We start from the raw sequence: 13,078 nt of genomic DNA, 5'->3' as shown, positions 1-13,078 counted from the left end.
TCTATAAGGACTCACTAGGTTGGTAGGGATTGGGAAAATCTAATTCCATTAAAATCTTGGTCTCAAGGGATTCCATGATTTCGGCATCTTTATCATTAATATGGTCAAATCCTAAAAGATGCAAGGTGCCATGTATCACCATATGAGCCCAATGGGCTTCTAATGACTTATTTTGCTCAGCTGCTTCACGAATTACAACCGGAGCACAAATGGCTAAGTCTCCCAATAGCGGTAGCTCAACAGCTTCAGGCAGCTCAGCAGGAAAGGACAGAACATTGGTTGGTCCCTGTTTTTGGCGATAAGTCAGGTTTAGTTCTGCACCTTCTTCTTCATCAATAACTCGAATACTAAGCTCCGCATGGTTTTTGAGGTTATTGACGGCAGCTGTAGCCCACTGGATAAACTGCTCTGTGGTTGGGATATCTTGGCACTCAGAAGCTATTTGAAGATCTACAGAAACACTCATGATTTATCTGCTGCTTCCTGTTCCTGCTGTGACTTTTGCTTTTTGTTGTCGTGTTTTTCATAGGCCTCAACAATCCGTTGGACTAATGGATGCCTAACCACGTCTTTTGGCTTAAAGTATGTTAAGCCTATGCCTTTCACATCTTTCAGTACTTCTATAGAGTGCTTTAAGCCTGATTTGGTGCCTCTAGGTAAGTCTACTTGAGTAGTATCTCCAGTAATCACTGCAGTTGAACCAAAGCCAATCCGGGTTAGGAACATTTTCATTTGTTCAACAGTTGTGTTTTGGCTTTCATCAAGAATAATAAATGAGTTGTTTAAGGTTCTACCGCGCATATAAGCAAGTGGGGCGACTTCAATAACGTTTTTTTCAATCAGCTTTTCTACCTGCTCAAAACCCATCATCTCATATAACGCATCGTAGAGCGGGCGTAAGTAGGGATCGATTTTCTGGCTTAAATCGCCAGGCAAAAAGCCTAGTTTTTCACCTGCTTCAACAGCAGGTCTTACCAGTAGAATTCGTCTTACAGTTTCTTGCTCTAGGGCTGCAACTGCACAGGCAACAGCTAAATAGGTTTTACCTGTTCCGGCTGGGCCAATACCAAAATTAATATCATTATTTTGAATGGTCTTAACATAGGTTTGCTGGTTAGGGCCGCGGGGTTTAATCAGCGCTTTGCGGGTTTGAATGGCAATTTGTTGATTGGACTCGTTTCCTTCATAGATAGCTTCTACTCCTGACTCTTGCAGGTACAGATGGACTATATCCGGGCTTAGCTCGGTACCATTACAGCTTTCTCGGTAGAGTCGTTTGAGGATTTCTTCGGCGGCAAGAATACAGTTGTGCTCACCTTCTACTTCAAATTGATTACCGCGGTTGCGGATGCGGATATTTAAGCGTTGTTCGATTTGCTTCAGATGTTCATCAAATTGTCCGCATAAATTGGCAAAGCTTTTGGAATCGTGGGGTTCAAGTGAAAACTTAACAAGTTCTGTTGGTTCGCTCAAAATGTCTTTCAGCCTCAGGGGCTTAACCTCTTTTTCAGCCTTGATATTGTTAGCTTAGTGGTAGTTGATTAGGTAAGGCAATGACTGACTCTGCAAGATGCATTTTAAGCTATGGAGTCAGCCAACTGAGTGAACTGATAGTGCTTACCTTTTACTGCTTTCGATATTGTTTTTGAGTATGGGTGCTTCCCTATTATGTAGGGAGCATACAGCTAGCAGTTAACCGCTAATTCATTGTTTTGCTGTCATCCAGCTCTGAGCCTATCATATCGCCTCTTAACGAATTGGGAAGCGCTTCAGTAATAATTACATCAACAAACTTTCCAATCAACTGAGGGTCAGTGGCACGGAAGTTGACCACTCGGTTGTTTTCAGTGCGCCCTTGAAGTTGACCGGGATCTTTCTTGGAATAGCCTGTTACCAGAATACGCTGCTGGCTATCCACCATTCGTCGGCTGATTGCCTGGGCATTTTGATTAATCCGCTGTTGCAGAATTTGTAGGCGTTGCTTTTTGATTTTTTCAGGAGTGTCATCCACCAGGTCAGCTGCTGGAGTACCAGGCCTGGCGCTATAAATAAAGCTAAATGAAGTATCGAAACCAATTTCCTGAATCAAATTCATTGTTGCTTCGAAATCTTTATCTGTTTCACCAGGAAAACCAATGATGAAGTCGGAGGATAGGCTAATGTCAGGGCGAATTTTCATTAGCCGACGCAGCTTGGACTTGTACTCTAAAATAGTATGGCCACGTTTCATAGCTGCGAGAATACGATCGGAGCCGCTTTGTACAGGCAGGTGAAGATGGCTGACCAGTTCAGGTACATCAGCATACACATTGATTAGACTATCGGAAAATTCCACTGGGTGTGAAGTGGTAAAGCGAATCCGCTCAATGCCATCAATTGCGGCAATGTAAGTAATAAGCTCGGCTAAATCAGCATTATCACCGTCGTCTTTTAAACCTTGATACGCATTTACGTTTTGGCCAAGTAGGTTAACTTCTCTTACCCCTTGCTCTGCAAGGTGGATACACTCAGCCATTACATCATTAAATGGACGGCTGACTTCTTCTCCACGGGTATAGGGCACAACACAGAAAGTGCAATATTTACTACAGCCTTCCATGATTGAAACAAATGCTGAAGCACCTTCAACACTTGGGTCAGGTAAACGATCAAACTTTTCTATTTCTGGGAAGGTGACATCAACAACCGGCACATGTTGCACCTGGCTAGTTTCAATCATTTCTGGTAGTCGGTGTAAGGTTTGTGGGCCAAAGATAACGTCAACATAAGGCGCGCGATCTTGAATAGCACTACCTTCTTGGCTAGCAACACAGCCACCTACACCGATAATCAAGTCGGGGTTTTTGTCTTTTAAGGCACGCCAGCGTCCTAATTGGTGAAACACCTTCTCTTGTGCTTTTTCTCTAATCGAGCAGGTATTTAGCAACAGTACGTCAGCGTCTTCAGGGTTGTCGGTCAACTCAAGCGCATGGCTTTCACCCAATAAGTCAGCCATGCGAGATGAATCATATTCATTCATCTGGCAACCATGGGTTTTAATAAAAAGCTTTTTGGCCATCGATTGACACCTAATAAACTTCACATATTACATTGCGGTACTGACTGTATGTAAGCACTGCAATAGGATTGAAAATTATGGACCGGGCATTATATCTGCCTGAACACTTATTGCAAAGTCCGAGAATTTATTGGCTATTAACTTTCAGTATGCAATACCGTAATGGTTTCTGCTATCCTAGCGTCACTTAAAAAAACAGGGTCTGTAATCAGGCCTGTAGTCTTCCCTTCACGGTAGATGATAACCACTATGGCGAATACGATTTTTAAGGTTATTTTTTTTAACCAAGGTCATGTCTATGAGATTTATGCAAGGCAAATCTTCCAAAGTGAGCTGTATGGCTTTATTGAAGTAGAGGAATTTATCTTTGGTGAGCGCTCTCAGGTAGTAGTTGACCCAAGCGAGGAAAAGCTTAAAACAGAATTTGAAGGGGTTAAGCGTAGCTATATTCCAATGACTTCTGTGATCAGAATTGATGAAGTGACTAAAGAAGGTGTCGGCAAAATCAGTGAGGCTAAAGGAGATAAAATCGCTCAGTTTCCATTGCCGCCAGTGCCAGGGAAAAAAGATTAATAATCTGCAAGTGGGTCATAGAGTTGGCCTTTTAAGGAAGACTGCCTTTCTAATTAAAGCGAGCATCTCACATTAGAAGGAGCTAAAGTCTTTAGTCAAGTGGCTCGCTTTATGTGCACAATAGTATATGTAGCTAAAAAATATGTGCAGATAATGGATGAAAAAATAGTACAGTCACTTTGTAGCAGGGAAGCAAGCAATGGTGTGCGTATCGTTCGATTTTGAGCAAGTATTTCAGGATCAGGTTTATACTTTTAGAGCCAGTGATGAGAGAGAACATCAAGTACAACAGTTGACAGAAAAGCTAAAGCAGGAAATTGCTGATCTGGAGCAACGAATTGAGCAGATTGTGGCAACTGGTAGTAATTCTCGTGAGTCGATGGTAAAAACCTTTCGTACCATGGTGAAAACAAGGCAGCAATTATTGAAACAATTAATAAAAAAATAATGTATTACTGATGCAAAGAGCTGGCAGGCTGGCCGTTTTCTGCTTGTAGCTGGTTTGCATATAGTTGAAAAATTTGGCTTAAAGTATAAAACGCCATTGCTCGTTGTTCTTGAGATAATTTACTGTTGATTTTGTCACTAAAGTCGACCGCTTCCTCATAACCATTAACTGCAGCCATTTTCATCATGATATAGGCTTGGGTATAGTCTTGGTTTAAGCCAATTCCTTGATAATACATGAAAGCGAGTTGGTACTGGGCTTTACTATGTCCTTGCAAAGATGCCTGTTCATACCAGTATTTAGCGTGTTCATGATCTAAATCCACCACAATCCCTTGGTAATATAAATGACCCAATAAATACTGGGCTTCAGGTTCGCCATTATTCGCTGCTAGCTCACAGGCTGCTACGGCGGCTGGTAGGTTTTCTGTTTCAGGACCAATATGGCAGCGTTCAGCAGGTGGAATTAACAGCTGATTTAAACCGTAGTTTTTGGGTGGATGACTTGTCGTCTGGTTGTCATCTGCACTTGCAAAATTATGAAAAACAATGAAAAAAAGCTGGCAGCAATATAAGGCAAGTTGTGTTTTAGTGAAGGAGTTTCTCTGTTGCAACTGACGAATAACTCGAAAAAATAGGGTTCGAGAGTAAGTCGAATGAAGGTGACATTGCTTACAAAAGCAGTTCATTACTATTTACTTAAAGCGATCAAGTTAACTAGAAATCATTAGTCTAATTTAAATTTATCAGACGTGTAGAATATTTGTATTCTAACAAGCTAGCAGACGAGTGTCTGCTAGTTGTAGTAAATAAGCCGCGTGTGCTTATTCGCTGTTGCTATTTTGTTGGTCTTATCCCAATTTTGAAAAAGCAATTTTTGCAGCGGCTAGGGTTTTTTCAATCACTTCTTCAGTATGAGTAATTGAAATAAAGCCAGCTTCAAAAGCAGATGGCGCTAAATACACACCTTCGTCGAGCATGGCATGGAAAAAGCTTTTAAACTGCTCAAGGTTGCAATTAGCGGCTTGTTGATAACTGGTGACTTGATGTTCTGATGTGAAGAATAGTCCAAACATGCCTCCTACTTGTTGTGTGGTAAAAGGTAATTCTTGCTTGTTTGCTAGTTCTGTTAAGCCTGCTGTTAGTTTGCTGGTAGTAGCCGTTAATGTTTCATAAAAATCGGGTTGATCCAGCTGTTGCAAAGTTGCCAAGCCTGCAGCCATGGCAACAGGATTACCAGATAAGGTGCCAGCTTGGTAAACCGGACCTTCTGGTGCTAAGTAGGCCATGATTTGTTGTTTGCCACCAAAGGCACCAACAGGCATTCCACCACCGATAATCTTGCCCAATGTGGTTAAGTCTGGAGTGACTTGGTAATAAGCCTGAGCCCCGCCTTTAGATACCCGAAAACCTGTCATCACTTCATCAAAAATTAATATGCTGCCATATTGATCACAGATACTACGCAAGCCCTCTAAAAAGCCAGGATCTGGAGGTATACAGTTCATGTTGCCTGCTACAGGTTCCACAATAATACAGGCAATCTGTTCACCTAGCTCTTTAAAGGCTGCTTCGACTTCGTTTAAGTCATTAAAAGAAAGGGTAATTGTGTGGTTTGCCAAATCAGCAGGCACGCCCGGTGAAGTCGGTACCCCTAGGGTGAGTGCACCAGAGCCTGCTTTTACTAATAATGAATCAGCATGGCCATGGTAACAGCCTTCGAATTTAACGATTTTATCTCGGTTGGTATAGCCTCTGGCTAGTCGGATGGCGCTCATAGTAGCTTCGGTGCCGGAGTTCACCATCCGTACTTTGTCCATGCTGGGGACCATTTCACAGACCTTGTCAGCCATGGTGACTTCAAGCGCAGTAGGAGCGCCAAAGCTTAAACCATGCTTGAGTTGCTTTTGAATGGCATCCATTACGGCGGGGTGATTGTGGCCTAAAATCATGGGGCCCCAAGAGCCAATATAATCAATGTATTGTTTGCCATCTTCATCATAAAGATAAGGGCCTTGGGCAGACTTAAAAAATATCGGTGTACCACCCACTCCTTTGAAGGCTCTTACAGGGGAATTTACTCCGCCAGGAATATGTTGCTGAGCTTGCTGAAAAAGATGTTCTGATTTGGACATTAGACTTGTTCCTATGGAAAACAGGTGTAGTAGTCTTCAGTTGATTAAGATGTGCAGTTTGCTCCTGCAAATAACTGAGAAAATTGCTGGGCAGTGTCTTGAATATTATCACTGGCAAATAAACCATTGATAACTGCCACCATGTGAGCACCTGCATTAATAACTATGGGGGCATTATCCAGGGTTATTCCGCCAATGGCCACTACGGGTAAAGGAAGTGCAGCTGTAATTTGTTGCACTATGCTTAAGTCCGCCGGTGGGGCGTTGGGTTTGGTGGCAGAAGGGAAAAACCGACCGAGGGCGATATAGTCTGCACCTTGTTGATAGGCTGTTTCTGCTAGTTGGTAACTGCCATGACAAGTAGCGCCAATAATGGCTTTGTTGCCTAGCGTTTTCCTTGCGTGGGTAATAGCTTGGTCCTGTTGACCTAAATGTACGCCATCAGCTTTTACGTTAGCAGCTAACTCAACATCATCGTTAATAATAAAACTGACACTATATTGTTGGCATAGTGTTTTTAACTGGGTTGCCTGGTTGAGTCTTTTAGTTTTGTTTTGGGATTTATCCCGATATTGTAAAACTTTCATTCCTCCTATCAGGGCAGCTTCAACAGCATTTCGTAAGGCCTCTGTGTTAGGTAGTAATGTGCTATCAGTAATTCCATAAAGGCCATAAAGTTGGGTCGTCATAAGTTTTAATAGAAGCGCCGAGTTGGGATTAATTGACCGCTGCCGATTTGCACAGCATTTAGTAGGCTTTGGTATGTGAAATCTAACGCTTGCTGACAGGCAAAGGTAATTGATTTTTGTAATGCCAGTTGGGTTGCTAATGCTGAAGCTAAAGTGCAACCAGAACCATGAAATTCGCCTGTTAACCGAGGAGAAAATAAAGCTTGTGTTGGCTGGTTAATTGTAAACAACTGGTGTTGTAGGGTTTCTGTAGAATCTGCAAGGTGGCCTCCAGTCGCCAGTACCGCCTCAACTCCATATTTAAGTAATGACTGTGCTGCTTGGTTAAGTGACTGTTTTGAGGTTAATTGCTGTAATTCAAGTGTGTTGGGGGTGCAAACAGTTGTGTAAGGGAGTAATTGTTGTTTAATGGCTTCAATTAACTGGTTTGTGACAAGAGTGGTACCACCGCCTGCGGCAAGCACAGGGTCTAGCACAATCGGGCAGCGCGGAAATTGCTTAATAATGGAAGCAATTAATACGGCATTTTCAATACTGCCAAGCACACCTAACTTAAAACCATCAGGTTGAATATCGTGAAGCAAAACATCAGCTTGTTCAGCAAGAAATGTTGTGTCGACAGGCGCTAACCGTTTTACATTGTGAGTATTTTGTATGGTTAAGCAGGTAATTAATGAAACGCAGTGACCACCATTGGCTTTAATAGCTTCAATATCGGCCTGAATTCCTGCACCACCTGTGGGGTCGAGCCCTGAAAAACAAACAATAACAGGTGGTTTTTGAGCTTCCAATTTAGAGTGCATCTAATGCTTCCGCTAAGGTTTTGACTCCGATGACTTCCATATCAGCAACTGCATTTTTAGGTGCGTTGGCGGCAGGCACTATAGCTTTTTTAAAGCCGTGTTTGGCTGCTTCATAAATTCGCTCCTGACCGCTGGATACAGGGCGAATTTCCCCTGATAAACCAACCTCACCAAAAGCCACTACGTTATGGGGAATAATCTGGTCTTTTAAACTGGAAACCATTGCTAAAATAGAGGCTAAGTCGGCACTGGTTTCGGTGACTCGCACCCCACCTACCACGTTCACAAATACATCCTGGTCACTGGTAAAAATACCGCCATGGCGGGTGAGCACTGCCAGCAGCATAGCAATCCGGTTTTGATCCAAGCCTACTGTTACCCGTCGAGGATTACCCAGTTGTGACTCAACAACTAAGGCTTGAATTTCCACTAATAACGGTCGAGTACCTTCCCACAGTACATTAATAATGGAGCCAGGAGCAGGCTGTTCTGAGCGAGACAAAAATATTGCCGAAGGGTTTTTGATTTCCCGCATGCCTTTTTCGGTCATAGCGAAAATACCTAATTCGTTGACCTGGCCAAAACGGTTTTTAGTGGCTCGTAAAATCCGGAAGCGAGAGTCGTCAGTATTACTCAACATCAGTTGGGTATCGATAATATGGGACAACGTCATGGGACCAGCCAGGGAGTTATCTTTGGTAACATGCCCCACGATTAATAAGACAGTATTGGTTTGTTTGGCAAAGCGGGTTAAAAATGAAGCGCTCTCTCGAACTTGAGAAATACCACCAGGCGCAGAATCAACTCCTTCAAGAAACATCACCTGAATTGAGTCGATAACAATAATGCTGGGTTTTTCCTGTTTAGCGACTTCAACAATTTGATCGACAGAAGTTTCTGCCAGCATTTTTAATTGATGTTTAGGTAAGTCTAAACGTTCGGCACGGGCTGCGATTTGTTGCAGCGATTCTTCGCCAGATACATATAAAGCAGGCTGGGTTTGGGCAATATGACAGAGGGTTTGCAATAAAATAGTACTTTTCCCGGCACCTGGGTGACCGCCGATTAATACTGCACTACCAGGGACAAAGCCACCGCCTAAGACCCGGTCAAGTTCGCTGATGCCACTACTGAAGCGAGGGGCTTCTGACACATCTACATCTTTTAATAAGGTGATATCGGTACGGCTACCAGCAAAGCCACTGAAGTTAGCTGATGCTGAGCGACTAGCGGGAGAGGCACCTAGCTTGATTTCAGTAAAAGTATTCCAGGCCTTACAGTCTGGGCACTGCCCTTGCCATTTGGAGGACTCGCTACCACATTCGGTACAAACAAATGCTGTCTTGGCCTTTTTAGCCATTGTTATAAAACCCTGCGCTGCTGTTTTATTAGAATGCAAATTCTAGCTGGCAGGGTCTGGTTTAATCAATCACAGCCGAGTGCGCTGAGTTCTCTTTCCAGTAAGTCGGTAGAGCCCAAGTTAAGTTCGGTTAGGCGTCTTAGGTGGGAAATACTGTCAATATCAATTTGGGTGCAGACAAATCCCATCTGGCTGCCTTCTTTGTGGGCAAAGCGCAGAGCCATTGTAATATTGCTGACATCGTCTAATTGGATCTTAGCGAGTAAGGGTTTGTCTGGGTTAATATCGAACTCGTTAGGTGCGTTAATAAGAATTCCTTTCAATGAAATATCAACCAGTGACACCTTCCAGTTTTGCTCATTTTGAGTAAGGGTTGTGTCTGCATCAAACGAAATACGGCTGAACTTGCGCCTTTCTTGAGCACCAGAAGATTTTTTTGCCATAGCGATACCTATTCCTAGATCAGCTTACTTAACTATAGCTAAGGCAGTTAGTGGAGCAAGTGAGGTTGGGGAAGAGGCTGTCGCTAAGGCATTTGGAGTTAGATATGGAATGACTGGGTATTCTTCCACCGCTCTACAAGTCCATCCATGGCCTTTAGAGCTTTAGCTGTTCCCAACAGCAGTTCCGGAACACCCAGTCACTCCATATTTTTTAAGCTTTGCAGCAGCCTCTGTTTGCAGGAGTAGGGGAAGGGCTTAAGCCAGCCGCTTATATTTCACCCGCTTCGGTTGGGCATTATCGCCCAGGCGTTTTTTCCGGTCAGCTTCGTACTCGGTGTAGTTGCCTTCGAAGAATGTCACTGTAGAGTCGCCTTCATAAGCCAGAATATGAGTAGCAATCCGGTCTAAGAACCAGCGATCGTGGGAAATTACCACTGCACAGCCTGGGAATGCCAATAATGCTTCTTCCAAGGCTCTTAAGGTTTCTACATCCAGGTCGTTTGATGGTTCGTCCAATAACAGGACGTTAGCGCCTTTTTTCAGAGTGTTTGCTAAGTGTAAACGGCCACGCTCTCCACCAGATAAGTCTTTAACAAACTTTTGTTGGTCAGAGCCTTTAAAGTTAAACCGACCTACATAAGAGCGAGAAGGAACTTCGTAACTACCAATGCGAATCATGTCTTGGCCTTCGGAAATTTCTTCCCAAACAGTTTTGCTGCCATCTAAGCTATCTCTGCTTTGATCAACAAAAGCCAGTTCGACAGTTTCGCCGATAGTCACTTCGCCATTATCAGGCTGCTCTTTTCCGGCAACTAATTTGAATAAAGTAGATTTACCCGCGCCGTTACCGCCGATAACACCAACAATTGCTCCTTTGGGGATGGAGAAAGATAAGTTTTCAAACAACAGCTTGTCGCCAAAGGCCTTGCTAACGCCATTAAACTCAATGACTTTATCCCCCAAGCGTGGACCGGGTGGAATATAGATTTCATTGGTTTCGTTACGGCTTTGGAAATCTTGTGAGTTCATTTCTTCAAACCGAGCAAGACGTGCTTTGCTTTTTGCCTGGCGGCCCTTAGTGTTGGAGCGAACCCATTCTAACTCGTGTTTGATGGCTTTATCTTTTGCTTGCTGCTGTTTTTCTTCAGTAGCTAAGCGTTGCTCTTTCGTTTCCAGCCAATGAGTGTAATTACCTTCAAATGGAATACCATGGCCACGGTCAAGCTCAAGAATCCAGCCGGCGACGTTATCAAGGAAATAGCGGTCATGGGTAACGGCTACCACAGTACCGGGGTATTCGTGAAGAAAGCGCTCCATCCAGCCTACACTTTCTGCATCAAGGTGGTTAGTAGGCTCGTCTAATAACAGCATGTCTGGGTTAGATAATAGTAAGCGGCATAATGCAACCCGACGCTTTTCACCACCAGATAGGTTTTTAACTTGAGCATCCCAAGGGGGTAAGCGCAAAGCATCGGCTGCGACTTCAAGCTTACGCTCAAGGTTATGGGCATCAGCAGATTGAATTATATTTTCCAGACGGGCTTGCTCGGCTGCTAAGGCGTCGAAGTCAGCATCGGGTTCTGCATAAGCAGCGTAAACTTCATCAAGACGTTGTTGAGCTTCTTTAATTTCAGAAACAGCTTCTTCAACAATTTCTTTTACGTTTTTCTCTGGATCAAGCTGTGGCTCCTGTGGTAAGTAACCGACATTAATTCCAGGTTGTGGGCGCGCTTCACCTTCTATTTCAGTATCTAGCCCTGCCATGATTTTTAACAGGGTGGACTTACCCGCACCATTTAATCCTAAAACACCAATTTTAGCGCCGGGGAAAAAGGATAAGGATATATCTTTTAAAATTTCACGTTTGGGGGGAACCACTTTCCCCACTCGGTTCATAGTATAAACGTATTGAGCCATTGTTTTGCTTTAAACTTTGGTTGGTTAAAAATGCTGCACAAGGTACCGAAAGCTGTCGTTGATAGCAATCCGTTACAGTTAATATTTCTTGGCAGTTGTGTCGAATATAAGTTGAAAAATGCCGTAATTAAACCATTTGTCAACGAACTTGAGTAAAATAGTGAGTGTACTTGCCGTTATTTCATATGCTTTGTTATGAGCTAATGGGGTACAATAAGATTTTAATTATACCCTAATTTATAGGGCTCGGTATTTAGAGGTCAGTCTGTACAAAAGTAACTGTACAAAAACACCTGTATAAGCTAAGCGTTAGTATTGCCGCGATAACCTTGTATTAAGATGGGAGTAGAGGATTTTCATGTTTACACGTGATATGAACATTGCCAGTTTTGACCCAGACCTATGGCAAGCGATGCAAGACGAGACCCGTCGGCAGGAGGAGCATATCGAGCTGATAGCTTCTGAAAACTATGCCAGCCCTCGAGTGATGGAAGCACAAGGTTCTGTGCTGACCAATAAATATGCTGAAGGCTATCCTGGTAAGCGTTATTACGGTGGCTGTGAGCATGTTGATGTAGTTGAAGAGTTAGCAATTGAGCGTGCTAAAGAGCTATTTAAAGCAGACTATGCCAATGTTCAGCCTCACTCTGGCTCTCAGGCAAATGCTGCTGTCTATATGGCGTTGTTGAAGCCAGGCGATACTGTATTGGGTATGAGCTTAGCGCATGGTGGTCACTTAACTCATGGTGCTAAAGTAAGCTTTTCTGGTCGTATTTATAATGCTGTACAGTATGGTTTGAACCCTGAGACTGGCGAAATTGATTATGATCAGGTTGAGCAGTTGGCTTTAGAGTACAAGCCAAAAATGATTGTAGGTGGTTTTTCTGCTTATTCTCGCGTGGTTGACTGGGCTCGCTTCCGTGAAATTGCTGATAAAGTTGGCGCTTATCTTTTAGTGGATATGGCTCATGTGGCAGGTTTGATTGCTGCTGGGGTTTATCCTTCACCTGTTCCTCATGCTCATGTCGTCACTACCACTACTCATAAAACATTGGGTGGGCCTCGTGGTGGTTTGATTCTTGCCGCAGGCAATGATGAAGAGTTACAGAAAAAATTAAATTTTGCTGTATTCCCTGAAAGCCAAGGTGGCCCTTTAATGCATGTGATCGCGGCAAAAGCGGTTTGCTTTAAAGAGGCTATGAGCGAGGAATTCAAAGCTTATCAAGAGCAAGTGGTTAAAAATGCCCAGGCGATGTGTGATGTTTTCTTGAGTAGAGGCATCAAGATTGTATCCGGTGGTACTGACGACCATTTATTCCTGGTTGATTTAATCGACAAGGAATATACCGGTAAAGACGCTGATGCGGCTCTCGGAAAAGCGAATATCACTGTAAATAAGAATGCAGTGCCTAATGACCCTCGCTCTCCATTTATTACCAGTGGTTTAAGAATTGGTACCCCGGCTATCACCCGTCGCGGTTTTAAAGAGGCGGATGCTAAAGAATTAGCGGGTTGGATTTGTGATGTACTGGATAACATCAGTGATGAGTCAGTAGCTGAATCAGTTAAGGCAAAAGTGAAAGCGATTTGCGCTAAGCTGCCTGTCTATAGCTAATTGCTGAAATATCTTTTCGACACATAAAAAACCCGGCA

Annotated in this window: 13 protein-coding genes; 3 read left to right on the top strand and 10 right to left on the bottom strand. The window is 43.4% G+C overall.

Translation table 11 applies throughout. The features are described from left to right. Window position 1: 1 nt before the first annotated feature. From ybeY to miaB, 3 genes are all read right to left on the bottom strand, one after another. A complete protein-coding gene (ybeY, locus tag G4Y78_RS24195) occupies window positions 2-466 on the bottom strand; it encodes an rRNA maturation RNase YbeY (RefSeq protein WP_222937573.1) in 465 nt (154 codons plus the stop codon). Further along, window positions 463-1,473, bottom strand: coding sequence for a PhoH family protein (locus tag G4Y78_RS24190; RefSeq protein WP_163835446.1), 1,011 nt, complete (start codon window positions 1,471-1,473; stop codon window positions 463-465). Before G4Y78_RS24190 ends, ybeY begins: the two co-directional genes overlap by 4 nt. Window positions 1,474-1,699: 226 nt before the next feature. Further along, a complete protein-coding gene (gene miaB / locus G4Y78_RS24185; protein ID WP_163835445.1) occupies window positions 1,700-3,058 on the bottom strand; it encodes a tRNA (N6-isopentenyl adenosine(37)-C2)-methylthiotransferase MiaB in 1,359 nt (452 codons plus the stop codon). Window positions 3,059-3,307: 249 nt separating this feature from the next. On the opposite strand from miaB, the gene G4Y78_RS24180 reads away from it, so the two are divergent. Together G4Y78_RS24180 and G4Y78_RS24175 are read left to right on the top strand one after the other, a co-directional pair. Further along, window positions 3,308-3,631: a DUF1820 family protein gene (locus tag G4Y78_RS24180; protein ID WP_163835444.1), complete on the top strand. Its 324-nt coding sequence runs from the start codon at window positions 3,308-3,310 to the stop codon at window positions 3,629-3,631. A gap of 199 nt (window positions 3,632-3,830) precedes the next feature. After that, window positions 3,831-4,079 carry a hypothetical protein gene (locus G4Y78_RS24175; protein WP_163835443.1) on the top strand — a complete coding sequence of 83 codons (249 nt, stop codon included), beginning with the start codon at window positions 3,831-3,833 and terminating at the stop codon, window positions 4,077-4,079. Between the two features lie 4 nt (window positions 4,080-4,083). Here G4Y78_RS24175 and G4Y78_RS24170 read toward each other — a convergent pair whose 3' ends face one another. The 7 genes from G4Y78_RS24170 to ettA form a co-directional block, all read right to left on the bottom strand. Next, on the bottom strand, window positions 4,084-4,767 hold the full coding sequence (locus tag G4Y78_RS24170) for a tetratricopeptide repeat protein (RefSeq protein WP_163835442.1): 684 nt from the start codon (window positions 4,765-4,767) through the stop codon (window positions 4,084-4,086). A gap of 162 nt (window positions 4,768-4,929) precedes the next feature. Beyond that, a complete protein-coding gene (gene hemL / locus G4Y78_RS24165) occupies window positions 4,930-6,213 on the bottom strand; it encodes a glutamate-1-semialdehyde 2,1-aminomutase (protein ID WP_163835441.1) in 1,284 nt (427 codons plus the stop codon). A 44-nt stretch (window positions 6,214-6,257) separates the two neighbouring features. Next, the gene (gene thiE, locus G4Y78_RS24160) at window positions 6,258-6,902 is read right to left on the bottom strand and encodes a thiamine phosphate synthase (protein ID WP_163835440.1); all 645 of its coding nucleotides are present in this window, start codon (window positions 6,900-6,902) and stop codon (window positions 6,258-6,260) included. A gap of 5 nt (window positions 6,903-6,907) precedes the next feature. Further along, on the bottom strand, window positions 6,908-7,705 hold the full coding sequence (gene thiD / locus G4Y78_RS24155) for a bifunctional hydroxymethylpyrimidine kinase/phosphomethylpyrimidine kinase (RefSeq protein ID WP_163835439.1): 798 nt from the start codon (window positions 7,703-7,705) through the stop codon (window positions 6,908-6,910). Then, entirely contained in the window at window positions 7,695-9,065 is a 1,371-nt protein-coding gene (radA, locus tag G4Y78_RS24150; RefSeq protein WP_163835438.1) for a DNA repair protein RadA, read from the bottom strand. Before radA ends, thiD begins: the two co-directional genes overlap by 11 nt. 65 nt (window positions 9,066-9,130) lie before the next feature. After that, a complete protein-coding gene (locus G4Y78_RS24145; protein WP_163835437.1) occupies window positions 9,131-9,508 on the bottom strand; it encodes a PilZ domain-containing protein in 378 nt (125 codons plus the stop codon). 255 nt (window positions 9,509-9,763) lie between these two features. Then, the gene (ettA, locus tag G4Y78_RS24140) at window positions 9,764-11,425 is read right to left on the bottom strand and encodes an energy-dependent translational throttle protein EttA (RefSeq protein ID WP_163835436.1); all 1,662 of its coding nucleotides are present in this window, start codon (window positions 11,423-11,425) and stop codon (window positions 9,764-9,766) included. A 358-nt stretch (window positions 11,426-11,783) separates the two neighbouring features. On the opposite strand from ettA, the gene glyA reads away from it, so the two are divergent. Next, entirely contained in the window at window positions 11,784-13,040 is a 1,257-nt protein-coding gene (glyA, locus tag G4Y78_RS24135; RefSeq protein WP_163835435.1) for a serine hydroxymethyltransferase, read from the top strand. Window positions 13,041-13,078 lie beyond the last annotated feature (38 nt).

Source organism: Spartinivicinus ruber (assembly GCF_011009015.1).
Classification (GTDB): domain Bacteria; phylum Pseudomonadota; class Gammaproteobacteria; order Pseudomonadales; family Zooshikellaceae; genus Spartinivicinus; species Spartinivicinus ruber.
Note: the sequence above shows the minus strand (reverse complement) of the source record. Positions and strands in the feature narration are given on the sequence as shown.